The following is a 23,879-nucleotide window of genomic DNA, read 5'->3' as shown; positions in this document are numbered from 1 at the left end:
AGGGGCATCGGGGACGTCGACACCTGTGCAGGCTGCCGGCGCGCGTGTCTTGGCGAGCGGCCGTAGCCGCGATCCACGTATCGATGCGACCAAGGCGATCGCGATATTGCTGGTGGTGTTCTGCCACGCCAAAGGCGTGCCGCACGGCATGACCCTGTTTGCCTACAGCTTTCACGTTCCGCTTTTCTTCCTCGTGTCGGGTTGGCTGGCTGCCGGTTATGCCTCGCGCACAACCAGCCTGCTGCAGACAATCACCAAGCAGGCACGTGGTTTGTTGCTGCCCTATGTCGTGTTCTATCTGCTTGGATATGCGTACTGGCTGTTGACGCGCAACATCGGCGAGAAAGCTGCACGTTGGGGGAGCCACCCGTGGTGGGAGCCGATCGTGTCGATGTTTACCGGCGTCGGCCCGGATCTGTATGTACAGCCGCCGCTGTGGTTCCTGCCGGTGATGCTGGTCACCGTGATTGGCTACGTTGTGTTGCGGCGCTGGATGCCGCCACTGGTCATTGCGGCTGTCGCAGTTGTTCTCGCCTGGTTCTGGATGAACTGGTTTCCGCTCCAGCACATCCGATTGTTCTGGGGCCTGGATGTGCTACCGGTGTCGCTGTGCTTCTACGCATTGGGCGCGCTGCTGGTCCACGTGTCGCTGCATCTTCCAACCTCCTTGCCTGGTAGCGCGTTGGTCACCGTAGTGCTGGCAGCATTGGTTGCCTGGCTGGCCGGGGTCAACGGACGCATCGATGTCAACATGCTGGAATTCGGGAGGCAGCATGCCGTATTCCTGTTGAGTGCAGTGGCGGGTTCGTTGATGGTGATCTGCGCGGCGCGCCTGGTGCAGGAATGGGCATGGCTGCAGTGGATCGGGCGCAATACCTTGCTGATCCTGTGCACGCACATGCTGGTCTTCTTTGTGCTGTCAGGTGTTGCGGCCTTGGCGGGTGGGTTCGGTGGGGCGCGCCCAGGCCTTGGTTGGGCCATCTTCGTGACGCTCTTTGCGCTGGTCGCCAGCGTTCCGCTGCGCTGGTTTCTGATGCGTTTTGCCCCCTGGACCTTGGGTGCACGTCCGGTGTCGGCATGACGACGGCTGCAATCACTGCCGGTCGCGTCGACACAATCGCCTCACCTGTCGCGGAGCGCGACTGGCAGATCGATGTGGCCAAAGCGCTGGCAATCATTCTGGTCGCGCTGGGGCACGCCAGTGGCATGCCACCTGCCTACAAGCTGTTTGCCTACAGCTTCCATGTGCCTCTGTTTTTCGTTCTTTCCGGCTGGGTCGGTGAACGCTTCGGGCGTCGTGCATTTGGCCGGGAGACGGCGGGCAAGCTTGCACGCACGCTGCTGATTCCCTACGTCAGCTTCTTTCTGGTGGCGTACGCGTACTGGGTACTCAGCGCAGTGCTCAATGGCACCTCCCAGTCCTGGGCTGGCCACCCATGGTGGCATCCGTTTGTTGGATTGCTGTGGGCCAATGGATCCAGCTTGTATGTGCTCCCTGCCTTGTGGTTTCTCCCCGCACTGTTTGTCGCCACCGTTGTCTACCTTGCACTGCGCGAAGACCTGAGCGCCGCAGTGCTCGCGGTCTGCAGCTTGCTGGTTGTGTGGGCGTGGACGCGTTGGTTCCCAGGGCTGCGGCTGCGCCTTCCGTTTGCACTGGATGTGCTGCCGGTCGCGCTGTTCTTCATTGCAGTCGGCGCATGGCTGTCACGCTTCGCAGAGAGAGTGCGTTCGCTTCCCGCGTTGGTTTGGGCTGTCGCGCTGCCTGTCCTGGCAGTGGCCTGGGGAGGCGTTGCAGCCATGAACGGGCAGGTGGATGTCAATCATCTTCAATTCGGAAAATCGTCGGTCCTGTTCCTGATCGCAAGCCTGCTGGGTACAGCAATGACGCTGTGCATTGCCTACTTCATGCAGGGATGGCGCTGGCTGCGTTGGATCGGCGCCAATACGCTGCTGATCCTTGGCACGCACACGTTGGTGTTTCTGGTCGTGACCAGTGTCGTGGTGCGAACCGGGGTGATCGATCGCCAACTCATCGGTACACCTGTCTGGGCGCTGGCTCTCTGCGCCTTTGCCATCGCTGCCTGCATTCCCATGCGTGCCGTGCTGGTGCGCGCCGCGCCCTGGATGTTGGGATTGAAACGCAAGTGAGACATTTTCAGAATCATCAGTCGATGTGGCGTGTTCGTGTGAGTCACCGGCAAAGGAGATCGGCGCAATGAAAGTCGTGCATGTGGTCCGCCAGTTCCATCCGTCGATCGGGGGGATGGAGGAAGTCGTGCTGAACGTGGCACGTCAGCATCAGGCCAACAGTGCCGACACGGTTGAGATCGTGACGTTGGATCGTGTGTTCACCGATCCCTCCGCGCAACTGGCGCAGCACGAGGTCCATCAGGGGTTGCCGATCACTCGCATCGGCTATCGTGGTTCATCGCGGTACCCGATTGCGCCTTCGGTGCTGGGGGCGATCCGTTCGGCGGACGTGGTGCACCTGCATGGCATCGATTTTTTCTACGACTACCTGGCGTTGACCAAGCCGCTGCACGGCAAGCCGATGGTGGTCTCGACGCATGGCGGGTTTTTCCATACCGCCTATGCGTCGCGTATGAAGCAGATCTGGTTTCAGACGTTTACGCGTACTTCTGCGCTGGCCTATGCGCGCGTGATCGCCACTAGCGAGAATGACGGCGACCTGTTCGCCAAGGTGGTCGCGCCGTCGCGCTTGCGGGTGATCGAGAACGGTGTCGACGTCGAAAAGTATGCAGGGCAGGGCGCTCGAGCGCCGGGACGGACCATGCTCTATTTCGGGCGTTGGTCGGTCAACAAGGGCCTGATCGAAACGCTTGAGTTGCTGCAGGCTGCGCTCACGCGTGATCCGCTGTGGCGCTTGATCATCGCCGGGCGCGAGTACGATTTGAATGAGGCGGATCTGCGCAAGGCCATCGCCGAACGCGGTTTGCAGGACAAGGTGCAGCTGAGCATGTCGCCATCGCAGCAGCAGTTGTGCGCGTTGATGCAGCAGGCGCAGTTTTTCGTGTGCCTGTCGCGGCATGAGGGGTTTGGGATTGCGGCGGTGGAAGCGATGAGCGCGGGGTTGATCCCGATTCTCAGCGACATTCCGCCGTTCGTGCGGCTTGCCACCGAGTCCGGCCAGGGTGCGATCGTCAATCGCGACAGGATTCAGGCCGCCGCCGACAGCGTGCAAGCATTGGCGCTGCAGGCCGATGCGGATTTCGATGCGCGCCGCACGGCGACCATGGCGTATGTGGCGCGCTACGACTGGCGGCACGTGGTGGGGCGTTATATCGACGAGTACCACGCTGCGCTGGGAACACCACGTACGCAGGAGGCCGTGCGATGAGCGCGTCTGCTTCTCTGCCAGTGACGCGGGCTGCTGCGGCGCCCCGGATCACGGTGCTGTTTTCCACCGAAAAGCCAAACGCCAACACTAACCCGTATCTCACCCAGCTCTACGATGCGTTGCCTGACGCGGTGCAGCCGCGCTTTTTTTCGATGCGCGATGCGTTGTTGTCGCGCTACGACGTCTTGCATCTGCACTGGCCGGAATATCTGCTGCGCCATCCCAGCAAGATGGGCACGCTGGCCAAGCAGGCCTGCGCGGCCTTGCTACTGATGAAGTTGCAGCTGACCGGCACGCCGGTGGTGCGCACCTTGCACAATCTGGCGCCGCATGAAGACCGCGGCTGGCGCGAGCGCGCGCTGCTGCGCTGGATCGATCAGCTCACGCGGCGCTGGATCCGCATCAACGCCACCACACCGGTGCGGCCGCCGTTCACCGACACCATCCTGCACGGCCATTACCGCGACTGGTTCGCGACGATGGAGCAGGGCACCACGGTGCCTGGTCGGCTGCTGCATTTTGGATTGATCCGGCCGTACAAGGGCGTTGAGGTGTTGCTCGACGTCATGCGCGATGTGCAGGACCCGCGCCTGAGCCTGCGCATCGTCGGCAACCCGGCGACGCCGCAGATGCGCACGCTGGTCGAAACCGCCTGCGCGCAGGATGCACGTATCAGCGCACTGCTGGCCTATGTCGAAGAGCCGGTGCTCGCGCACGAGGTCAGTGCCTGCGAACTGGTGGTGCTGCCATACAAGCAGATGCACAACTCCGGCACCTTGCTGCTGGCGTTGTCGCTGGCACGGCCCGTGCTGGCGCCGTGGAGCGAATCGAACGCCGCGATCGCCGAAGAGGTGGGTCCGGGTTGGGTGTTTCTCTACGAAGGCGAGTTCGATGCGGCGTTGTTGAGCGGCATGCTCGATCAGGTGCGCGCCGCGCCGCGTGGCCCGGCGCCGGATCTTTCACAACGTGATTGGCCACGGATCGGGCAATTGCACTATCGCACCTACCTGGAAGCGCTCGGCAAGGATGGAGACGCCGCGCTGTGACCGCAGAGACATCGACCATGACTTCCCCAACACCGCCGCCGCGCAGCCTCGGGTCGCGTGCCGCCGGCGCCGCCGCCGTGACCATGATCGGGCAGTCGGCCAAGATGATCGTGCAGTTCGGCGGCATCGTGCTGCTGGCACGTTTGTTGACGCCGTACGACTATGGCTTGATGGCCATGGTGACGGCCATCGTGGGGGCCGCCGAAATCCTGCGCGACTTCGGTCTCTCCGCAGCCGCCGTCCAGGCGAAACATGTCAGCCGCGAGCAACGCGACAACCTGTTCTGGATCAATAGCGGCATCGGTCTGATGCTGTCGGTGGTGGTGTTCGCCACCGCGCACTGGATTGCGGACTTTTATCACGAGCCCGCATTGGTGACGATTTCGCAGGCATTGGCGGTGACCTTCCTGCTCAACGGGATGACCACCCAATACCGCGCACACCTCAGTCGGGGGCTGCGCTTCGGTCAGGTAGCGCTGAGCGATGTGGGTTCGCAGGTGTTGGGGTTGGGTGCTGCAGTTGCGGCCGCCTTGGCCGGCTGGGGCTACTGGGCGTTGATCGTGCAGCAGGTGGTGCAGGCCATCGTGAACCTGATCATCGCCGGCGCGTGTGCACGCTGGTTGCCGCGCGGGTACGCACGGCAGGCGCCGATGCGCGATTTCATGAGCTTTGGCTGGAACCTGATGGCGGCGCAGCTGCTCGGCTATGCGAGCCGCAACGTCGGCCAGGTGATCATCGGCTGGAGAACCGGGCCCGACGCGCTGGGTCTGTACAACCGCGCGTTTCAGCTGTTGATGATGCCGTTGAATCAGATCAATGCGCCTGCGACTAGTGTGGCGCTGCCGGTGTTGTCGCAATTGCAGGATGAGCGCGAGCGCTACAGCGCTTTTCTGTTGCGCGGCCAAACGGTCATGTTGCATTTGATCTTTGCGCTATTCGCGTTTGCCTGTGCACTGGCCATGCCGCTCATCGTCCTGGTGCTGGGTGAGCAGTGGCGGGAAGCGGTGCCGCTGTTTCAGGTGTTGACGCTGGGCGGTATCTTCCAGACGGCTTCGTACGCAACCTACTGGGTGTTCCTGTCGAAGGGGTTGATGCGCGAGCAGTTGGTGTATTCGTTGGTCGGTCGCATCCTGCTCATCGCCTGCATTTTTGTTGGCTCCCGCTGGGGTGCCATGGGCGTGGCGATCGGCTACTCATTCGGCCTGCTGTTGATCTGGCCGCTGTCGCTGGTCTGGGTCGGCAAGATCACGGACGCACCGGTCGGTGCGTTGTTCGTCAATGCCATGCGTGCGCTGGTGGCCTACGGTATCGCCGGCGGCTGCGCTTATTACGCATCGGTCACTGTCGGTGGTCCATTGTGGCAGCAGCTGCTGGTCGGCGCCGGCGCGATGGCGCTGGTCTGTCTGCTCGCATTGGCATGGCCGGGATTCCGGCGTGACGTGGTCGCTATCGTCAATATCCGCAAGCTGCTCACGCAGGCGAAGGCGCGCCGATGACACTGCTCTGCTTTACTGGAATGTTGGACTTCGAAACTTCCCACTCTTGCAAAGGACACGGCCTATGAGCGTCTCTCCCGCAGCTCCAGCTTCCGGCATTCGCCGTCCCTGCTATCTGGTCTTGTCTGCTCACGATTTCCGCACGCCACGTCGGGCTAACATCCATTTCATCACCGATCAGTTGGCTTTGCGTGGCACGACGCGTTTTTTTTCGTTGCGATACAGCAGACTCTCCCGCATGAAGGGAGATATGCGCCTGCCGCTGGATGACACCGCAAATGCCGTGGTCTCGCACAACGGTGTGGACTGTTACCTGTGGCGCACGACGGTGCATCCATTCAATACACGCCGGAGCTGGCTACGTCCTGTGGAAGATGCCATGTTCCGCTGGTATGCCGCGCATCCGCCAAAGCAGTTGCTGGACTGGATGCGCGAGTCCGATGTCATCGTGTTTGAAAGCGGGATCGCAGTCGCATTCATCGAGCTTGCCAAGCGGGTCAATCCGGCTGCCAAACTGGTCTATCGCGCGTCGGATGGGCTGAGTACCATCAATGTGGCGTCTTACATCGAGCGCGAGTTCGACCGCGTGGCTCCGACGCTGGACGTCATTGCCTTGGTGTCGCCCGCGATGGCCGCAGAAGTAGCGAGCCGCGACAACGTCTTCCATGTAGGCCACGGCGTGGACCACAACCTCGATCAGCTCGGCGACCCGTCGCCGTATGCCGAAGGCATCCATGCAGTTGCGGTCGGGTCGATGCTGTTTGATCCTGAATTTTTCGTCGTTGCCAGCAAGGCCTTTCCGCAAGTGACCTTCCATGTGATCGGCTCCGGGATGGGCCGCCATCCGGGCTACGGCGACAATGTCATTGTCTATGGCGAAATGAAGCACGCGCAGACGATTGGCTATATCAAGCACGCACGTTTTGGCATTGCGCCTTACGCGTCTGAGCAGGTGCCGGTGTATCTGGCAGACAGCTCGATGAAATTGCTGCAATACGACTTTTTCGGCTTGCCGGCGGTGTGCCCGAATGCTGTGGTGGGGCCGTACAAATCGCGCTTCGGGTACACGCCAGGCAATGCCGATTCGGTGATTGCCGCCATTACCCAGGCACTGGAAGCACCGCGTGTACGTTACCGCCAGTGTCTCAACTGGTCCGACACCACCGACCGCGTGCTCGATCCGCGGGCGTATCCAGAAACCCGTCTTTATCCGCAACCCCCCACCGCCGCGCCGCAGTTCTCTTCGGAGGCAGCGCTCTCACATTGAGGCGGCGCTTTTTGATCACGTTTGAAGGAGGATCCCTATCATGGCCAACGCTTTACTGCAGAAATGGGTGGAACGCGCGGAACGTCGCGCATTGTTCTGGTGGCAGCCCAAAAACGGTGGCGTGAACATGGGGGATCACCTGTCGAAGGTGATCGTGTCGTGCGTGTTGGCGTTGCAGGACAAGACACTTCTGGAAAAACGCGATTTGCGCCAGAAGCTGATCGCAACCGGGTCGGTGCTGCATTTCGCTAAAGATGGCGACACCGTGTGGGGAAGCGGTATCAACGGCAAGATTCCGGCCGATCGCAATACGTTCAGCACGCTGGACGTACGCGCGGTACGCGGTCCCAAGACCCGCGCGTTTTTGCTGGAACGTGGCATCGCAGTGCCTGAGGTCTACGGAGACCCGGGATTGCTGACCCCGATGTTTTTCCCCGCCGACGCCCTGGGCCCGGTGGCCAAGCGCCCGTTCGCGATCGTGCCGCACTTCAACGAGCCGGTTGAGAAGTACAGCGCCTACGCCGAGCATCTGGTGTTTCCCAACGTCAAGCCGGCCACCTTCATGAGTGCGCTGCTGGGTGCGGAATTTGTCATCAGCAGTTCGCTGCATGGCCTGATCCTGGCCGAAGCGTATGGCATCCCGGCGGTGTATCTGGACTGGGGCAACGGCGAAGACCGTTTCAAGTACGACGACTACTACCATGGCACCGGGCGCATGCAATGGCATGCTGGCCACAGCGTGGAAGAATGCATGGAATTGGGCGGTAACGGCAGTTTCGATCTTGAACGCTTGCAGGCAGGATTGCTGGCTGCGTTCCCTTACGATTTGTGGTGAAACGACAATGCATGGCCAGCCAGCAGGTGTGGAGACGGCAACGGTGAGTCCAGCGACACCTGCGCAAGGGGTGGTGATTCCGCTGGGCGGCTTCCCGGTGTTGTCGACCACGCAGGAAGCCTTCGCGCTGGATCTGTTCCATGCGCTGGCCGCGCACCAACCGCGCCGAGTGTTCTTCGCCAATACCAATTTCATCGTGCAGTGCCAGGCACTGCGCGCGCGCATGCAGGCGCCGGCAGTGCGCATCGTCAACGATGGGATCGGCATGGATCTGGCGGCGCGCCTGATCCATGGCCGCCGATTCGCCGGCAATCTCAACGGCACCGACCTGATTCCGTACCTCTGCCGCGAGGCCGCGCAGCCGCTCAAGTTCTTTCTGCTTGGCGGCCGCCCGGGTGTGGGCAAGACCGCCGCAGCGACCTTGACCGGAACGCTGGGCCAGCAGGTCGTTGGCATGTGCGATGGGTATGGCGAATTTGCGGCGGCGGGCGAGGGCCTTGCCGAGCGCATCAATCGCTCCGGCGCCGACGTGCTGTTGGTGGCCTTCGGCAACCCGTTGCAGGAGCGGTGGATCCTGGACCACAGCGAGGCCTTGCAGGTGCCGCTGGTGTTCGGCGTGGGCGCCTTGCTGGATTTTCTCTCCGGCACTGCCAAGCGCGCGCCCAACTGGGTGCGCCGTTTGCATATGGAATGGATGTACCGGCTGCTCAACGAGCCGCGCCGGTTGCTCAAGCGCTACAGCTGGGATCTGCTGGTGTTCTTCCGCACCTGCCTGCGTGCGGGCAAACAGCTGGCGTGATGCACGGCGGCGGCGTGTGGCTTAGCATGCGGGCATGCATCCAACCGCCGCCGCGCTGATTCGAACATTGGACCTTGCCCCGCATCCGGAGGGCGGCCACTACCGACGCGTCTACGCGTCGACACGCCAGGTGCTGGATGACAGCGGTGCGCCGCCGCGTCCGGCGCTGACCGCCATCCGCTTCCTGTTGTGCGCAGGCGAAGCCAGTCACTGGCATCGGGTGGATGCCGAGGAGTGCTGGCACTGGCAGCAAGGTGCGCCGCTGGAGTTGCTGATCTTCGACGAAGCAAGCGGGCAGTTGCGGCGCGAAGTGCTGGACGCCGCAGAGCGTGGCGATGCCATGCACGTGGTGCCGGCCGGCTGCTGGCAGGCGGCGCGCTCGCTGGGGGACTTCACCCTGCTGGGCTGCACGGTTTCGCCAGGGTTTGTCTGGGAAGGATTTGCGCTGCTCGAAGACGGCTCGCCGCTGTCGGCGCAGCTGGCCGCGTTGGTTGCCGAAGGCGCCGCGCCAGAGCCGCCAACGCTTCCCTAACGCGTGCGGGCCCCCGTTCGCGTAGTGTCCGCGTTCCAACCGGGAGGCGGTACGTGATGCAGCGCAGGGGGGCGGTGTGGCGGGCAGGAATCGCGTTGGTGTCGTTGTTTGCACCGATGCTGGCGTGTGCCGTCGAGGCGGCTGTACAGGCGCCGGCAGCGCCGCCAACGGTGGTCGATCTGGAAGCCATGGTGGTGCGCGGGCAGCAACCCGGCCCCGGCCTGTGGAAGGTCAGCAAGGGCGACCACGTGCTGTGGATCCTGGGCACATTGTCGCCATTGCCCAAAGACCTGGAGTGGCAAGCGACCGAGGTCGAAACCATCATCGGCCAATCGCAGCAGGTGCTGATGGCGCCTATGGTGCAGGTGGATGCCGACGTTGGCATGTTCGGCAAATTGGCCCTGGTGCCTGCCGCGATGAAGGCGATGAAGAACGAAGACGGGCGTGAGCTGCGCGATGTGCTGCCGCCTGAGTTGTATGCGCGCTGGACCGTTGCCAAGGCGCGTTACATGGGGCGCGACCGTGGCGTGGAGCGCAAGCGGCCGATGCTGGCTGCCGGCGAGTTGTATCAGGCTGCGCTCAAACGCTCTGGCCTGGCCCGCTCGCCGGTGATCTGGTCGGTGGTGGAGCGCGCTGCCAAACGTGCCGGCATCAGGCCGACCTCGACCACGCTCGAATACAAGATCGACAACCCGCGCCAGGCGATCAAGGATTTCCGCGCGGGCGGCATGGACGACACTGCCTGCTTCCGCAGCATCCTGGTGACCGTCGAACGCGACCTGCCCACGATGGTGGAGCGTGCCAATGCCTGGTCGGTCGGTGACATCGAGACGCTGCGGCAGTTGCCGCGTGCCGACCCGCAAGCCGCGTGCATGGGAGCGATGGCCAGCACCGGCGTGGCCAAGAAGCGCGGCATCAACGATCTGGAAGGCCGGCTGCGCCAGCATTGGCTGGAGATCGCCACGCAGGCACTGCAGCGCAACCGCAGCACCTTTGCGGTGTTGCCGATCAGCCGGCTGACCGCCTCCGACGGCTATGCCGCGCGCTTGCGTGCGCTGGGCTATGAGGTGGAGGCGCCCTGACGGCGGTGCGGGGTTGCGTGACTGGCGCGGTCTGATGTGCGCTTGGACCGGTGTATCGAACGCATGCTGCCCGCAGTGACGAAAGGAGAGGGTCGCGCGCGATTCAGTGTCACCCCGGGGTCGGACGTTATTGCGAAAACTGCAGCGCGCCCAACGTCTGCCCTGGCTCGCCATGCATGCGCCTGCGATGCCAGGTGCGCGATGCCAGTCTCGACCCGCACCAAATGCCGCCATCCCCATCCCATCGCTACGGATAGCGCCGTGCTCGCCGTGCAAGCCAGCCGCAACTGCGCCAACATTGCGCAGGCAGCTGGGTCTGCCTGGCCGGCCACGGTATGCTGCGCGCCTTCACCAACGAGGCGGATCTGTTGAACGCATTGCCGCTGCGCATCCTGGGCACCGGGTGCCACGTTCCCGCCACGGAAGTGACGTCGCAAGAACTGGACGCACGCTGGCAGTTGCCGCCGGGAACCACGTTCGCGAGGCTGGGCGTCGCCTCGCGCCACTACGCGGGCGAGGGCGAAACGGCCTCGTCCATGGGCGCCGCCGCCGCGCAAGCGGCCTTGGTCAGCGCTGGTATCGAGAGCGGTGAGATCGACTGCCTGATCTCCGCCTGCAGCGTGATGGAACAGCCGATCCCGTGCCAGGCAGTGCTGATCCAGCGTGCCCTGGGGCTGGGTGACTCCGGCATCCCGGCATTCGATGTCAACGCCACCTGCCTGAGCTTTCTGGTCGCATTGGACATGGCCGCAAACGCGCTGGCCCTGGGCCGCTATCGCCGCGTGCTCATCGTCTCCAGCGAAGTGGCGTCGGGCGGGCTGGATGCGGCGGTGCCATCGGCCGCCGGCTTGTTCGGCGATGGCGCTGCCGCCGTGGTGGTGGCGCGCAGCGCGCCGGACGAAGACTCGGCGCTGCTGTCCAGCCGCCTGGCCAGCTACGGCAGCGGTGCCGAGCTGTGCCGCATCCGCGGTGGCGGCAGCCGCTATCCGCGTGGCGAAGACACCACGCCCGAAGCCACGCGGGTGTTCACCATGGATGGGCGCGGTGCGTATCGCTTTGCGGCGCGCCACCTGCCGGCGTTCTGGGAGCATCTGCTACGCGACGCCGGCGCCGAGACCACCGCACTGCGCTGCCTGATCCCGCACCAGGCCTCCGGTGGCGGCCTGGATCATGTGGTGCAGGCACTCGGCCTGCGCCCGGAGCAGGTGGTGCGCATCCTGCACGCACATGGCAACCAGGTGGCGGCATCGCTGCCGCACGCGCTGCATCAGGCCAGGGTCACGCAGCAGCTGCAGCGCGGCGAACTATTCGCGATGCTCGGCACCGGTGCCGGCCTGTCGATCGGCGGCATGGTGTTGAGGTACTGATGGCGACGCGGGTCTCGGTCGAGTTGTTGCGCATCGGGCATTGCCGCCACTGCGAACGCATGGTGCGCGCGGACGGGCATTGGCATGCAGTGGAATTCCCCGCGTTGAGTGTGCTGATCCGGCATCCGCAACGCGGTGCGCTGCTCTATGACACCGGCTATGCAGAGCACTTCTTCCGTGCAACCGATCCGTTGCCGGAGCGGCTGTATCGCTGGACCACGCCGGTGACTTTGCCCGCCCAGGAGCATCTGCAGGCGCAGCTGGCGCGCCGTGATCTGGCGCTCGACGACATTGGCTGGTGCCTGATCTCGCACTTCCACGCCGACCATGTCGGCGGTCTGCGCGATCTGCCCACTGCGCGCTTCATCTGCCTGCACGCCGACTATGCACAGCTGCGCGCGGCCTCGCGTCTGGGCGGCCTGCGGCGTGCACTGCTGCCGCAACTGCTGCCAGACGACTTCGCGCAGCGCGTGCAGTTTGCCGAGCAGGCGCCGCAGCGCGCACTCGGTGGTGCGTGGAAGGGCCTGGGCGTGGGCTACGACCTGTTCGCCGATGGCAGCGTGATGGCGGTGGCCTTGCCCGGGCATGTGCCCGGGCAGATGGGGCTGTGGTTGCGCGACCAGCACGATCGCGAAGTGTTGCTGTGCGCCGACGCGGTGTGGTCGTCGGCCACCTTTGCAAGCTTGGCGTGGCCGGCGTGGCCCACGCGCCTGCTGATGCATGACTGGTCCGCGTTCCAGCGCACCGTGCGCGTGCTGCATAACTTGGTGCAGGCGCATCCAGAGCTGGCGATCCTGCCATCGCATTGCCAGCCCAGTCTGGACCGTTATCAACCGGAGTGGCGATGAGCCTGCGTATTCTTGTCACCGGCGCATCGGGCTTTGTGGGCGGCGCCTTTCTGCGGCGCTTCCAGGGCCAGCCAGGGTTGGACATCCACGGCATCGGCCGCCGCGCCTGCGCGTTGCCCAACTACCATCGCATCGACCTGAGCCAGCCGTTTACGCTCGATTGGCAGCCGGATGTGGTGATTCATGCGGCGGCACTGGCGTCTCCCTGGGGCACTCGCGCGCAATTCGAGCTGCACAATGTGCAAGCCACCGCGAATGTCATCGACTTCTGTGCCCGCAACGGCAATCCGCGTTTGCTGTACGTGTCATCGAGCTCGGTGTTCTACCGCGAAGAACATCAGTACGGGCTCAGCGAAGACAGCCCGATCGGGCCGCGCTTCGTCAACACCTACGCGCAGACCAAATACCTCGGCGAGACGCTGCTGGATGGGTACGCGGGCCAGAAAAGCATCCTGCGTCCGCGCGCAGTGTTTGGCCCTGGCGACACCGTGCTGTTTCCGCGTGTGATTGCTGCCGCCCGCAAAGGAGCGTTGCCGCGGTTTGTCGGCCAGAGCCAGCCGGTGATCGGCGATCTGATCTACATCGATGCGCTCTGCGACTACCTGTACCGCGCCGCCGTCGCGCCGCAACTGCAACCGTCGTACAACCTCACCAATGCGCAGCCGGTCGATCTGCAGCAGCTGCTGCTGGATGTTCTGGCGCGCCTGCAGTTGCCGTTGCCGCAGCGGCAGGTGCGTATCAGCACGGCGTTACGGATGGCCAGTGTGGTGGAGGGCGCCTACCGGTTGCTGCGCCTGCGTGGCGAGCCGCCGATCACGCGCTTCGGCGTGGGTGTGTTTGCGTACTCCAAGACCTTCGACCCGCGCCGCACGCTGGCCGACCTGGGCACGCCCAGCGTTGGTCTGGACGAAGGCATCGACGCCTTCGTGCGTTGGCAGGCAGCGCAGTGGGTGTAACCACGCTGCTGCTGGCGTTGGCCTATCTCGCCGTGCTGATGCTGCGTGCGCTGGGTGCGTTGTGGATTGTGCAGCGCTGCGCCGCAGTGCAGGCGCCAGCGGGAACGCAGGCGGAGGTGGCGATCCTGCAACCCATTCTCGGCGGCGATGCGCATCTGCAGCAGGTGCTCGCCGCCAACCTGCAGGCGCTGCCGCACGCCCAGTTCGTCTGGTTGCTGGATGCCGACGACGCAGCGGGCAACGCTGCTGCAGCAACCCTGGTCGCACAGCATCCTGGCGTGCGGATCGCACGCATCACAGTGCCGCCCGCACCGCCCGGCATCAATCCCAAGGCCTGGAAGCTGCACCACGCACTGCCGCACGTAGAGGCACCCATCACCTTGATCCTGGACGACGATGCGCAGCTAGGCAGCGCTGCGCTGGCGCACTTGCTGCACGACCTGGCGCATGCCGATCTGGTGACCGCGCTGCCGTACTACCAGGATGGGAGCACGCTGGCAGGGCGGCTGCTGGCGCAGTTCGTCAACAACAATGCCGCGCTCACGTATCTGGGGTGGCTGCCATGGGCGGCGCCTCTCACGATCAATGGCATGTGCTATGCCGGGCGCACGCAGCAACTGCAGGCCTGGGGCGGATTTGCGCCATTGCTGGACCAGCTGACCGACGATCTGGCCTTCGCCGCCCATGTACGTGCGCAAGGGGGGGGGCTCTGGCAGTCCACCGCGCCGGTGGCGATGCGCACTGCGCTGCCCGATTTGGCCAGCTACGTGCGGCAGATGCATCGCTGGATGTTGTTCGCGCTGTTGTTGCTGCGCCGCCAGCGCCCGGCCGTGAAGCTGGCGATCGGCGCGCTGCATGGGCTGCCACCGTGGTTGTTGATCGCCACGCTGCTCTCGGCATGCCTGCAACCCGGAGCCCTGTCGTTTGCAGCGGTGGCTGGCCTGCTCACCGTGCGTGCCGCGGTGCTGTGCCTTTTGCAGTGGCGCACCACCGGCGAGAGCCGGCACCGGCCACTGCTGTCGCTGGCGGCCGAGTGCCTGCAGCCATTGCACCTGCTGCATGCCGCACTGGTGCGCACGATTCGCTGGCGTACCCGTCGCTACCGCGTGCTGCCGGATGGGCGGTTTCGTGCGCAGTGAGCCGCTGCTGCAGATCGCCTTCCTCACCGGGCAAAGCGATCCGGGGCGCTGCGCGCTGAGCGAGGAGCAGCGCCTGTTTTTGCAGCAATTGCGCGGGCACGGCAGACGCCTGTTGGACTGCAACTATCCCTATCGCGCGGATGACGCTGCGCATCGTAGCGTTCCGCTCTGGCGGGCGAGTGCGGCCAACGCGCGGCAGTATCTGGCCGCGCGCAGTGGCCCGGTGGCGCCGCCTGAGCGCGCAGCAGTCATCACGCAACTGGAGCCAGTGCCGCTCACGCTGCTGCTGGTCGGCAGCTGCGGCCTGCAGCTATTGGCGGCGTTGCACCTGCCGGCGCCACTGCGTGCGCGCGTTGCGGTGTTCGCCTACGGGCCAGTTGCGAATGCGTTCGCACCGTTCGAGCGGCAATGCATCGTGCAGGGGCGCCGCGACTGGATCTCGCGCGCGCTGTATCGCGGGCCGGTGGACATGCAGCCCGCGTGCGGGCACATGGACTATCTGCGCGACAGCACGGTGCGCGCGGCCTGCAAGGCGTTCGCGAGCGCAGTGGAGCAGGCCGGGCGGCGAGGGCAGACATGCGCATCGATCTGATCGCGCCGCCGTACAGCGGGCACCTGCATCCGATTCTGGCGATCGCGCGCCAACTGACGGCCCAGCACGACGTGCGCGTGATCAGTACGCCTGCGGCAATGACGCGCATCGCTGCATGCGGCCTGCACGGCATCAGCGTGCTGGATGCGCAGGCCGACCAGCTGCTGGCGCAGATCGCCAATCCGCCGCATGCGGTCGGCCACAATCCACTGCGGCTGCGCCGCCAATTGCACGCCGCTCTGGGCCTGATGGTGCGGCTGGGTGAGGCCCTGCAACAGCACTACCGCGGACGCAGGCCGGAGCTGGTGATTGCCGACTTCACCGTGCCCAGCGCCGGGTTGGCGGCGCAGGCCATGGGCATTGCCTGGTGGACCAGCCTGCCGTCTCCTTGCGTGCTGGAAACCGCCGATGGCCCGCCAGCGTATTTCGGCGGCCTGCTGCCCGCGAGTAGCGGGCCGCAACGGATCTGGCACGCCATCGCGCGCCGCCTGACGCGTGGCTTCAAGCGCACCCTGCATCGCTGTTACCGGCAGCAGATGCGTGCGGCCGGGTTGTCCGCGTTGTACCGCGCGGATGGCAGCGAGGCGGTGTATTCGCCGCACTGCGTGCTCGCGCTGGGCCTGCCGTCGTTTGAATTTGCGCAGCGCTGGCCTGCCGCGGTGCGCTTCGTCGGGCCGCAGTTGTGCACGCCGCCCAATGACGTACCGCCGCCCAGGTTCATCGACGGGCGCCGCCACGTCCTGGTGACGTTGGGCACGCATCTGCAATGGGTCAAGCAACGCATGGACGCGGACCTACGCGCCTTGGCGCCGCAGTTCCCGGACGTGGTGTTCCATTTCAGTGCGGGCGATACCGCGCTGCCGCCGCAGCCAGCGCAGGGCAATTATCACTGCCTGCCGTATGTCGATTACGCACAGCATCTGCATCGCTACGCGTTGGTGGTGCACCACGGTGGCGCAGGCATTCTGTACGCGTGCCTGGCGGCGGGGCTGCCGTCGATCGTCTACCCGCTGGACTACGACCAGTTCGACCACGCGGGACGGCTGCGGGCAGCCGGTGCCGCGTGGTGGTTGCGCGATCTGGGCGGCTTGCCTGCGTTATTGCAGCAAGCGTTGAACGGCGACGCCGTGTTGCCAGGCGTGAACCGGCTGCAGGCGCAATTGCGGGAGATCAATGCGCAGGCACCGCTGCTGCAGTTGGTGGAAGCCTTTGCGTGCAACGGGAAAGTGCCCACGCTTTAGCATGGTGGTGAATACCAAAGCAGTGCTGCACGATTCGAGATCGAGGACGCGGCGCTTACAGAGCACTCGCGTCAGTTGCCAATTGGCTTACGTGCGCCCGTCGCAACTAGGTACTGCTTGCTGCATCTGGTCACCAGCGGTCAGGCCTGCAACATCGGATCGCATTGCTAGCCACTCAGTGCATCAAACGCGCGGTATGGCCAAAGAGGACTCAGCCGGTGGTTGCCAACGACGCCACTCAATAAGCAAGCCTCAGCCTGCGCTACGTCATGCAACACAGCAGGCCTCAGCCTGCGCTACTCACGCCATGCAGCACAGCAGGCCTCAGCCTGCCGCTGCATTCAGCGCGTGCTGGCCCTTCGCCATCAGCTGCGGCCAGCGCTTGAGCACGGCGGCGCGGATGCCGGCCTGGTCGATACCGGCCTCGGCGAGCAGGTCTTCGCGGCTGGCGTGGTGCTGGAAGCTGTCCGGCAGGCCCAGATGCAGCATCGGCATCAGCACGCCTTCGGCATTGAGCAGCTCGGAGACGCCCGAGCCTGCGCCGCCGGCCACCACGTTGTCTTCGATGGTGACAAAGCCTTCGTGGCTCTTGGCCAGCTCCAGCAGCATCGCCTTGTCGAGTGGTTTGACGAAACGCATGTTCACCACGGTCAAGCCCAACTCGCGGCCCACCGCTTCAGCGGCGTCCACCGTGGCGCCGAAGCCGAGCAGCGCGATGCGTGCGCCGCTGTGACGCAGCTGCGCCTTGCCGATCGTCAGGGTGGTCAAGGAAGCATCCAGTGCGGTGCCGGGGCCGGTGCCACGCGGATAGCGCACCGCTGCCGGGCCCTCATAGCGCAGGCCGGTGGTGAGCATCTGGCGGCACTCGGCCTCATCGGCCGGCGCCATCACCACCATGTGCGGTACGCAGCGCAGGAAGCTCAGGTCCAGGTTGCCGGCGTGGGTGGCGCCGTCCGGGCCGACCACGCCGCCGCGATCGATCGCGAACAGCACGTCCAGTTTCTGCACCGCCACGTCGTGCACCAGCTGGTCGTAACCGCGCTGCAGGAAGGTCGAATAAATTGCCACCACCGGCTTGGCGCCTTGCGTTGCCATGCCGGCGGCCAGGGTGACCGCGTGTTGCTCGGCAATCGCCACATCGAAATAGCGCTGCGGATATTCCTTGCTGAAGCGCACCAGGCCGGAGCCTTCGCGCATCGCCGGGGTGATCACCAGCATCTTGGGATCGGCTGCCGCCATGTCGCACACCCAGTCGCTGAAGACATCGGTGTAGGTCGGTTTCTTGGCGCCGCCCTTGGCCACCAGGCCCTTGCTCGGGTCGAACGGGCCGACCGCGTGGTAACCAATCTGGTCGCCTTCGGCGAGCTCGTAGCCCTTGCCCTTGGTGGTGATCACGTGCAGCAGCTGCGGACCCTTCAAGGTCTTCAAGGTCTTCAGCGCGCCGACCAGGCTGGGCAGGTCGTGGCCATCGATCGGGCCTGTGTAGTGGAAGCCCATTTCCTCGAACAACGTGGACGGCACGAACATGCCTTTCCAGTGTTCTTCCCAGCGGCGCACGAAGCGCGCGGTGGGGTTGTTCTTCTTGTCGCCGAGGATCTTCTTGCCGCCCTCGCGGATCGCGTTGAGCGTGCGGCTGCCGCTGGCACGGCCGAGCATCTTGGTCAGCCCGCCCACTGCCTCGGAAATCGACATGCGGTTGTCGTTGAGGATCACCAGCAGGTTGGGTTCCGGGTCCATGCCACCGGCGTGGTTGAGCGCCTCGTAGACCATGCCGGCGGTCATCGCGCCATCGCCGATCACCGCCACCACCTTGCGGTCGTCGCCATTGCGCTGCGCGGCAATCGCCATGCCCAGCGCGGCGGAGATCGAGGTCGACGAATGCCCAACACCGAAGGTGTCGTACACGCTCTCCTCGCGCTTGGGGAACGGCGCCACGCCGTCCTTCTGCTTGACCGTGTGGATCTGGTCGCGGCGCCCGGTCAGGATCTTGTGCGGGTAGGTCTGATGACCCACGTCCCACACCAGTTGGTCGACCGGCGTCTGGTAGAGGTAGTGCAGGGCGACGGTGAGTTCGATCACCCCCAGACCCGCGGCGAAATGTCCGCCGCTCTTGCCCACCGATTCGATCAGGTAGGCACGCAGTTCGTCGGCGACCGCGGTGAGGTCGGCCTCCTCGAAGGTACGCAGATCGTCGGGAGTCTGGATGCGCGACAGGCGCGGATAGCGGGTGGAGTCGATCATCATCGTGTCAATGTGCTGAAGCCATATTGTCCTCCCCATGCGAAGGCCCGGCAAGCAAACCGGTTCAGGTGTCAGCGGGAAGTGATGGCTGCAGCAGCCGTGATGCGCGCGTGGCGTGGCCGCAACGCGTGCCTGCGACGAACTGTCGCAGTCGCACGCGGGCAAGCGCGAGCGCGGTCTAGAGCGAGAGCTTGGAGCGCTTGGGCAGTTGCGCCCGCAAGAACGCCATCTGGTCAGACAGGATGTTGCGGTTGGACAGGATCAGATGCTCGATCCAGCTCGGCCGGTAGGGCACGGCAAGCAGTGGCATGTGTGCCTGCTGCGGCGTACGGTTGGCCTTGCGCGAGTTGCACTGGAAGCACGCGGTCACCACGTTTTCCCAGCTGTCGCGGCCGCCCTTGGACACCGGCATTACGTGGTCGCGGGTGAGGTGCGGGCGGCTGAAGTGCTGGCCGCAATACATGCACAACTGTGAGTCGCGTGCGAACAGGGCGGTGTTGGTGAGGGTGGGCGTGGGGTCGAGCGCGCGCGAACGGGCATGGCCGCGTGCCGCGATGATCGGATGCAGCTCCAGCACGCTGCGCTCGCCGGTGAGGCGCGAGACGCCGCCGTGGATCTGCATGCAGGGCTCGCCCAGGGTCCACGACACCGCATCGCGTGCATACAGGCAGGCGGCGTCTTGCCAGTTGATCCAGTCCAGCACACGGCCATGCGCGTCCAAGGAGAGCAGGCGCACGGTGGGCAACGGCGGGGATGCGGCGACAGCGCTGCCCGTGACCGGGGCGGGGAAGCCTCCGGGGACGATCACATCACCTACGTGCGTGTCTGTCTCCATCGGGAAAACAGCTTATACCCGATCGTTGACAGTTTGTGTATCTGCGGGATCTCGGCGGTTGTGCGGGTGGTGGCGGCGGCGGTCTGTGCTGTGAAGCCATGGGTGGCCAGGACGATTCCGCGAATGGCCGCACAGCGCCTACAGGCGCGCGCGGTAGGCACGGGTGCCATCGACAACGGCGCCATGCACCGTAGGAGCGCACTTGTGCGCGATGTGGCGTTACCGATAAGGCTACGAAGCGTCACCGGGAAAGCTTCATCGCGCGCAAGCGCGCTCCTACGCGCGGCTGGTTTCTGATGCGTTGGCGCGCCCAGCCCGGCCCTACGCTGGTTGCTGCAGGCGCTGGCCGAGCACGTCGGCGTCTTGCATCTCTCTAGAGGGTGCATCTCAAGAACACCAAACCCGCTCGCGCCCACGCTTTGCCAACGTCGGCTGCCTGCTGAGCTGCCGCGCGCTGGCCCGATCGGCCCAACGGCCTAACTAGCGGCCGCGAGGCGCAAGCGTCACGCGAGCCGCGCGAGCGATGCACTTGCCCCTGCGATCGACGCACTGGTAGGAGCGCACTTGTGCGCGAGGGAGCGTTACCGATAAGGCTTCGAAGCGTCACCGGGAAAGCTCCATCGCGCGCAAGCGCGCTCCTACGTAGGGCTGGCGTCCGGGTAGGGCGCTTTCTTCAGCATTGCCGAAGGGTGACTAGCCGCAAACGCTTGCACGCACCCGCACCCGCACCCGCACCCGCACGACACGACACGACAGCGACGCCCGCATCGACACCCGACAAGCCCACTCTCAAAGCACATCGGTCACGCAGGGCAACATCGCAGCGACACGGCTGCTCACCCCTGCCCAAACAACTCCGCTTCCAGCGTCATCAACGGGGCGGCGCCGCTGCGGATGGTGGCCGCGTGGGTGAGGGTGCGCGGCAGGATCCGGGCGAAGTAGAAGCGCGCGGTCTCGCGCTTGGCGCGCTTGAACTCCTCGCCGTGCGCGGAGGCGTCGGCGGCCGCCACGCTGCGTGCCCACCAATAGGCCAGCACTACGTAGCCCGAATAGAACAGGTAGTCGTAGCTGGCCGCGCCCAGTTCGTCCGGGTTGCGGGCGGCGCGGTCGAGCACGTCGCGGGTCAGCATGGCCCACTCGCTGGCCTTGTCGCGCAAGGGTTTGATGAACTCGGCCAGGGCCGCGTTGTCGGCATGCGTGTTGGCAAAGGTTTCCACATCGGCCAGGAACAGCTTGAGCCCGGCGGCCTGGCTGCTGGCGGTCTTGCGGCCGATCAGGTCCAGCGCCTGGATGCCGGTGGTGCCTTCGTAGATGGTGGTAATGCGCGCATCGCGGGCTAGCTGCTCCATGCCGTATTCGCGGATGTAGCCGTGGCCGCCGAAGCACTGCAGCGCGTGATAAGTGTTTTCCACCGACCACTCGGTCTGGCACGCCTTGGAGATCGGGGTGAGGAAGCTCACCAGCGTCTCGGCATCGGCGCGCTCCTGTTCGCTGCCGCCGCGGTGCGCCACATCGACCAGGCTGGCAGCATGCAGCGCCAGCAGGCGGCTGCCTTCGGTCAGCGCCTTGATGGTCAGCAGCATGCGGCGCACGTCCGGGTGCACGATGATCGGGTCGGCCGGCTTGTCGGGGAATTTCGCGCCGCTGAGCGCGCGCGATTGCAGCCGCTCGCGGGTGTAGCGCAATGCGTTTTGATAAGCGCGCTCGGAAAGGCCAATGCCCTGCAACCCCACGCTCAGGCGCGCGGTATTCATCATCGTAAACATGGCCTGCAGGCCCTTGTGCGGCTGGCCGACCAGATAACCCTGCGCGCCCTCGAAATTCATCACGCAGGTCACCGAGCCCTTGATGCCCATCTTGTGTTCGATCGAGCCGCAGTGCAGGGCATTGCGCTCGCCCACGGTGCCATCGCGGTCCACCTTGAACTTGGGCGTGACGAACAGCGAGATGCCCTTGGCGCCGGCCGGTGCGTCCGGCAGCTTGGCCAGCACCAGATGCACGATGTTGTCGGTGAGGTCATGCTCGCCAGCGGTGATGAAGATCTTGGTGCCGGTAATGGCGTAGCTGCCATCGGGGTTGGGCTCAGCGCGGGTCTTGAGCAGGCCCAGGTCGGTGCCGCAATGCGGCTCGGTCAGGCACATGGTGCCGGTCCAGCGGCCATCGATCAGCGGCTTGAGGAACACCTCCTGCTGCCACGCCTCGCCGTGCTGGCGCAGCGCTTCCATTGCGCCATGCGAGAGCAGCGGGAAGTTGCCCCAGGCCAGGTTGGCGGCATTGATCATCTCGCTCAGCGGCACGCCCAGCGTGTGCGGCATGCCCTGGCCGCCGAATTGCGGCTCGGCGGTGAGCCCGTTCCAGCCACCTTCGACAAACTGGTCGTAGGCCGCGCGGAAGCCGGGCGGGGTGGTCACCGCATGCGTGCTCTTGTCGAAGGCGCAGCCGATCTCGTCGCCAATGCTGTTGAGCGGGGCCAGGACCTGGGCGGTGAAGCGACCGGCTTCTTCCAGCACGGCGTCGACGATGTCGGCACTGGCGTCGGTATAGCCGAGCCGGGCAAACAGTGCCTCGGCACCGAGCACGTCGTACAGGCCAAAGCGGAAGTCGGTCAACGGTGCGATGTAGCTGCTCATGCGGGATCCTTGAAGCGTGTGCGTGGGGGCGTGCGCGTCAGCGCAGCACGCCGTTGAGGCCCGGAGCCGGGCTGAGCGTGTTGCGCGAATCAACGGCGAACTCGCGTTGTTTCTTGTCCTGCGGGGTGGCCCACACCGTGCCCTTGAGCGTGTACGGCAGCGAACGGCCACCGGCCAGCACATCGGCAATAGTGATGCGGCCGAGCGAGGCGGGCTGCAGGCTCACGGTCACCACATCGGCGGTTTCCGGGCCGATCGAAATGCCTACCGTCTGGTCGAGTTTGCCGGCCACTCCATCGCCCATGCCGATCTCCAGCGCCACGCGCTCGAAGCGCATCGGAATGCTGCTGTAGTTCTGCAGGCGCAACTCCACCGACCAGCCACCGTCCGGGCGCACAGTCAGCTGCTGGATGCGGGCAGTCGGCTCGGAGACACGGCGAACCGCGCCGCCACCGCAGGCGCTCAATAGCAGGCCGCACGACAGCGTCACGATCAGGAGGCGAAAGGCACGGTGCATGAACTAGGTTCCTTGGCGGGTTGGTGCATTGCCAAGAATACTACGCAGTACGGTGCCCGCTTGGCGGTGGCCGCCCTCAGCGCAGTGGCGCCGCCACAATCAGGGGCGACAGGTCGTAGCCCATCTGCGTGGCGGTGGCCTTGAGCTGCTCGAACTGCGCGCGCGGCATCGCTGGCGAGCGCGACAGGATCCACAGGTACTTGCGATCCGGCTCGCCGACCACCGCCCACTGGTAGTCGGGATCGAGCGCAATCACCCAGTAGTCCGCCCAGACCAGCGGGATCCACGACAGCCATTCCGGCGCAAAGCGCACCTGCAACTGCCCGGGGTGCCCGGCCACCGGGCGTGCCACGCCGTCGGCCTGGGTCAGGCTGCCATCGGCAACGCGGCAGCCATTGCGCACCCCGATCAGGCCGTCGTCGCGCAAGGTGTAGCTGGCGGTGATATCGCTGCGGCACTTCTTCTGGAACGACACCGGCAGATGGGCGATTTCGTGCCACTGCCCGGCATAACGCGAGATATCCAGCGCCGGCACGGCGCGCACCGGTTGCTGCGCAAGGGCAGCCAGCGGCAGCAGGGCGGCGAATGACAACAACAGGCGAGGCAGGCGCATGCGAATCTCCAAAGGACGCGCGCAGGCTAGGCCATCGGTGCCCCCGCTTGGCGTGAACCGGCGCAAGAAACCCGGCTGCGGCTCAGCCCGAACACGACCTGCGCGCGAACGCTTGCCGAAATCCCGCACGCTCGTTATGATGCGCCTCCTCGCAACGCAGGCATCGCGTCGCAGGCAGTGGCCGAGTAGCTCAGTTGGTAGAGCAGGGGATTGAAAATCCCCGTGTCGGCGGTTCGATTCCGTCCTCGGCCACCAGTTCTAAGCGTTGCAGCGCGGGCATTTCGCCCCTTCTAGTTGCTGCTGATATCAAGAATTTTGAAGTTTACCTGCGCAGATTTGCACCAGGCGCGAAGGTTCACTCTTGCGTTGCATCTGGCGATGGCGTCCGGTGATCGATCCATTCCATTTGTGCGACGTGATCGGGATGCACGCCAAGCCACCGTGTTGCGCGGGCGCGACAGTACAGACAGTTCAACACGGCAGGC

General features: G+C 65.0%; 21 protein-coding genes and 1 tRNA gene. 17 read left to right on the top strand and 5 right to left on the bottom strand.

Annotated elements, in window-relative coordinates:
- Positions 1–25: 25 nt before the first annotated feature.
- The 16 genes from ACCQ01_RS13790 to ACCQ01_RS13715 all read left to right on the top strand — a co-directional run bounded on the left by ACCQ01_RS13790 (position 26) and on the right by ACCQ01_RS13715 (position 16,558).
- Positions 26–1,081, top strand: coding sequence for an acyltransferase family protein (locus ACCQ01_RS13790; protein WP_228432342.1), 1,056 nt, complete (start codon positions 26–28; stop codon positions 1,079–1,081).
- Positions 1,078–2,148 carry an acyltransferase family protein gene (locus tag ACCQ01_RS13785; RefSeq protein ID WP_228432308.1) on the top strand — a complete coding sequence of 357 codons (1,071 nt, stop codon included), beginning with the start codon at positions 1,078–1,080 and terminating at the stop codon, positions 2,146–2,148. Before ACCQ01_RS13790 ends, ACCQ01_RS13785 begins: the two co-directional genes overlap by 4 nt.
- Before the next feature lie 67 nt (positions 2,149–2,215).
- Positions 2,216–3,358, top strand: a complete 1,143-nt coding sequence (locus ACCQ01_RS13780; protein ID WP_228432306.1) for a glycosyltransferase family 4 protein — start codon at positions 2,216–2,218, stop codon at positions 3,356–3,358.
- A complete protein-coding gene (locus tag ACCQ01_RS13775) occupies positions 3,355–4,404 on the top strand; it encodes a glycosyltransferase (RefSeq protein ID WP_228432305.1) in 1,050 nt (349 codons plus the stop codon). Before ACCQ01_RS13780 ends, ACCQ01_RS13775 begins: the two co-directional genes overlap by 4 nt.
- A 17-nt stretch (positions 4,405–4,421) precedes the next feature.
- The gene (locus ACCQ01_RS13770; protein WP_228432303.1) at positions 4,422–5,900 is read left to right on the top strand and encodes a lipopolysaccharide biosynthesis protein; all 1,479 of its coding nucleotides are present in this window, start codon (positions 4,422–4,424) and stop codon (positions 5,898–5,900) included.
- A gap of 64 nt (positions 5,901–5,964) precedes the next feature.
- Complete coding sequence (locus tag ACCQ01_RS13765) at positions 5,965–7,167, top strand: GumK N-terminal domain-containing glycosyltransferase (RefSeq protein WP_228432301.1); 1,203 nt, start codon at positions 5,965–5,967, stop codon at positions 7,165–7,167.
- A 40-nt stretch (positions 7,168–7,207) separates the two neighbouring features.
- A complete protein-coding gene (locus ACCQ01_RS13760; RefSeq protein WP_228432299.1) occupies positions 7,208–8,002 on the top strand; it encodes a polysaccharide pyruvyl transferase family protein in 795 nt (264 codons plus the stop codon).
- Between the two features lie 7 nt (positions 8,003–8,009).
- The gene (locus ACCQ01_RS13755) at positions 8,010–8,801 is read left to right on the top strand and encodes a WecB/TagA/CpsF family glycosyltransferase (RefSeq protein WP_011037584.1); all 792 of its coding nucleotides are present in this window, start codon (positions 8,010–8,012) and stop codon (positions 8,799–8,801) included.
- 34 nt (positions 8,802–8,835) lie between these two features.
- Complete coding sequence (locus ACCQ01_RS13750; RefSeq protein ID WP_228432297.1) at positions 8,836–9,333, top strand: cupin domain-containing protein; 498 nt, start codon at positions 8,836–8,838, stop codon at positions 9,331–9,333.
- A gap of 56 nt (positions 9,334–9,389) precedes the next feature.
- Positions 9,390–10,415 (top strand): TraB/GumN family protein, encoded by a 1,026-nt coding sequence (locus ACCQ01_RS13745; RefSeq protein ID WP_228432340.1) that lies wholly within the window; start codon positions 9,390–9,392, stop codon positions 10,413–10,415.
- Positions 10,416–10,750: 335 nt separating this feature from the next.
- The gene (locus ACCQ01_RS13740) at positions 10,751–11,782 is read left to right on the top strand and encodes a 3-oxoacyl-[acyl-carrier-protein] synthase III C-terminal domain-containing protein (protein ID WP_228432295.1); all 1,032 of its coding nucleotides are present in this window, start codon (positions 10,751–10,753) and stop codon (positions 11,780–11,782) included.
- The gene (locus tag ACCQ01_RS13735) at positions 11,782–12,630 is read left to right on the top strand and encodes an MBL fold metallo-hydrolase (RefSeq protein WP_228432293.1); all 849 of its coding nucleotides are present in this window, start codon (positions 11,782–11,784) and stop codon (positions 12,628–12,630) included. The genes ACCQ01_RS13740 and ACCQ01_RS13735 overlap by 1 nt, the downstream gene beginning before the upstream one ends.
- On the top strand, positions 12,627–13,586 hold the full coding sequence (locus ACCQ01_RS13730) for an NAD-dependent epimerase/dehydratase family protein (protein ID WP_228432291.1): 960 nt from the start codon (positions 12,627–12,629) through the stop codon (positions 13,584–13,586). Before ACCQ01_RS13735 ends, ACCQ01_RS13730 begins: the two co-directional genes overlap by 4 nt.
- Complete coding sequence (locus ACCQ01_RS13725; RefSeq protein ID WP_228432289.1) at positions 13,577–14,725, top strand: glycosyltransferase family 21 protein; 1,149 nt, start codon at positions 13,577–13,579, stop codon at positions 14,723–14,725. The genes ACCQ01_RS13730 and ACCQ01_RS13725 overlap by 10 nt, the downstream gene beginning before the upstream one ends.
- Positions 14,703–15,317, top strand: a complete 615-nt coding sequence (locus tag ACCQ01_RS13720) for a hypothetical protein (RefSeq protein ID WP_228432287.1) — start codon at positions 14,703–14,705, stop codon at positions 15,315–15,317. The genes ACCQ01_RS13725 and ACCQ01_RS13720 overlap by 23 nt, the downstream gene beginning before the upstream one ends.
- A complete protein-coding gene (locus ACCQ01_RS13715; protein ID WP_228432285.1) occupies positions 15,302–16,558 on the top strand; it encodes a glycosyltransferase in 1,257 nt (418 codons plus the stop codon). Before ACCQ01_RS13720 ends, ACCQ01_RS13715 begins: the two co-directional genes overlap by 16 nt.
- A 324-nt stretch (positions 16,559–16,882) precedes the next feature.
- On the opposite strand, the gene dxs is transcribed toward ACCQ01_RS13715, so the two are convergent.
- From dxs to ACCQ01_RS13690, 5 genes are all read right to left on the bottom strand, one after another.
- Positions 16,883–18,799 (bottom strand): 1-deoxy-D-xylulose-5-phosphate synthase, encoded by a 1,917-nt coding sequence (gene dxs, locus ACCQ01_RS13710; RefSeq protein ID WP_228432284.1) that lies wholly within the window; start codon positions 18,797–18,799, stop codon positions 16,883–16,885.
- 178 nt (positions 18,800–18,977) lie between these two features.
- Positions 18,978–19,634, bottom strand: a complete 657-nt coding sequence (locus tag ACCQ01_RS13705; protein ID WP_011037574.1) for an HNH endonuclease — start codon at positions 19,632–19,634, stop codon at positions 18,978–18,980.
- An 836-nt stretch (positions 19,635–20,470) separates the two neighbouring features.
- Positions 20,471–22,264, bottom strand: coding sequence for an acyl-CoA dehydrogenase C-terminal domain-containing protein (locus ACCQ01_RS13700; RefSeq protein ID WP_228432283.1), 1,794 nt, complete (start codon positions 22,262–22,264; stop codon positions 20,471–20,473).
- Between the two features lie 37 nt (positions 22,265–22,301).
- The gene (locus tag ACCQ01_RS13695) at positions 22,302–22,781 is read right to left on the bottom strand and encodes an LEA/WHy family protein (RefSeq protein ID WP_228426924.1); all 480 of its coding nucleotides are present in this window, start codon (positions 22,779–22,781) and stop codon (positions 22,302–22,304) included.
- Positions 22,782–22,857: 76 nt separating this feature from the next.
- The gene (locus ACCQ01_RS13690) at positions 22,858–23,394 is read right to left on the bottom strand and encodes a lipocalin family protein (RefSeq protein ID WP_228432281.1); all 537 of its coding nucleotides are present in this window, start codon (positions 23,392–23,394) and stop codon (positions 22,858–22,860) included.
- A 179-nt stretch (positions 23,395–23,573) separates the two neighbouring features.
- Between ACCQ01_RS13690 and ACCQ01_RS13685 the strand changes: the two genes are divergently transcribed.
- Positions 23,574–23,649: transfer RNA gene (locus ACCQ01_RS13685), tRNA-Phe, on the top strand.
- The last annotated feature ends 230 nt before the right edge of the window (positions 23,650–23,879 follow it).

The sequence above is a fragment of the Xanthomonas sp. NCPPB 4037 genome, assembly GCF_041475695.2.
Classification (GTDB): domain Bacteria; phylum Pseudomonadota; class Gammaproteobacteria; order Xanthomonadales; family Xanthomonadaceae; genus Xanthomonas; species Xanthomonas campestris.
Note: the sequence above shows the minus strand (reverse complement) of the source record. Positions and strands in the feature narration are given on the sequence as shown.

Coding starts and splice junctions, on each gene's coding strand:
- ACCQ01_RS13715 (WP_228432285.1), top strand. CDS start 15,302: ATGCGCATCGATCTGATCGCGCCGCCGTACAGCGGGCACCTGCATCCG.
- ACCQ01_RS13700 (WP_228432283.1), bottom strand. CDS start 22,264: ATGAGCAGCTACATCGCACCGTTGACCGACTTCCGCTTTGGCCTGTAC.
- ACCQ01_RS13755 (WP_011037584.1), top strand. CDS start 8,010: ATGCATGGCCAGCCAGCAGGTGTGGAGACGGCAACGGTGAGTCCAGCG.
- ACCQ01_RS13750 (WP_228432297.1), top strand. CDS start 8,836: ATGCATCCAACCGCCGCCGCGCTGATTCGAACATTGGACCTTGCCCCG.
- ACCQ01_RS13740 (WP_228432295.1), top strand. CDS start 10,751: ATGCTGCGCGCCTTCACCAACGAGGCGGATCTGTTGAACGCATTGCCG.
- ACCQ01_RS13760 (WP_228432299.1), top strand. CDS start 7,208: ATGGCCAACGCTTTACTGCAGAAATGGGTGGAACGCGCGGAACGTCGC.
- ACCQ01_RS13705 (WP_011037574.1), bottom strand. CDS start 19,634: ATGGAGACAGACACGCACGTAGGTGATGTGATCGTCCCCGGAGGCTTC.
- ACCQ01_RS13695 (WP_228426924.1), bottom strand. CDS start 22,781: ATGCACCGTGCCTTTCGCCTCCTGATCGTGACGCTGTCGTGCGGCCTG.
- ACCQ01_RS13770 (WP_228432303.1), top strand. CDS start 4,422: ATGACTTCCCCAACACCGCCGCCGCGCAGCCTCGGGTCGCGTGCCGCC.
- ACCQ01_RS13730 (WP_228432291.1), top strand. CDS start 12,627: ATGAGCCTGCGTATTCTTGTCACCGGCGCATCGGGCTTTGTGGGCGGC.
- ACCQ01_RS13735 (WP_228432293.1), top strand. CDS start 11,782: ATGGCGACGCGGGTCTCGGTCGAGTTGTTGCGCATCGGGCATTGCCGC.
- ACCQ01_RS13785 (WP_228432308.1), top strand. CDS start 1,078: ATGACGACGGCTGCAATCACTGCCGGTCGCGTCGACACAATCGCCTCA.
- ACCQ01_RS13745 (WP_228432340.1), top strand. CDS start 9,390: ATGCAGCGCAGGGGGGCGGTGTGGCGGGCAGGAATCGCGTTGGTGTCG.
- dxs (WP_228432284.1), bottom strand. CDS start 18,799: ATGATCGACTCCACCCGCTATCCGCGCCTGTCGCGCATCCAGACTCCC.
- ACCQ01_RS13720 (WP_228432287.1), top strand. CDS start 14,703: ATGGGCGGTTTCGTGCGCAGTGAGCCGCTGCTGCAGATCGCCTTCCTC.
- ACCQ01_RS13690 (WP_228432281.1), bottom strand. CDS start 23,394: ATGCGCCTGCCTCGCCTGTTGTTGTCATTCGCCGCCCTGCTGCCGCTG.
- ACCQ01_RS13775 (WP_228432305.1), top strand. CDS start 3,355: ATGAGCGCGTCTGCTTCTCTGCCAGTGACGCGGGCTGCTGCGGCGCCC.
- ACCQ01_RS13765 (WP_228432301.1), top strand. CDS start 5,965: ATGAGCGTCTCTCCCGCAGCTCCAGCTTCCGGCATTCGCCGTCCCTGC.
- ACCQ01_RS13780 (WP_228432306.1), top strand. CDS start 2,216: ATGAAAGTCGTGCATGTGGTCCGCCAGTTCCATCCGTCGATCGGGGGG.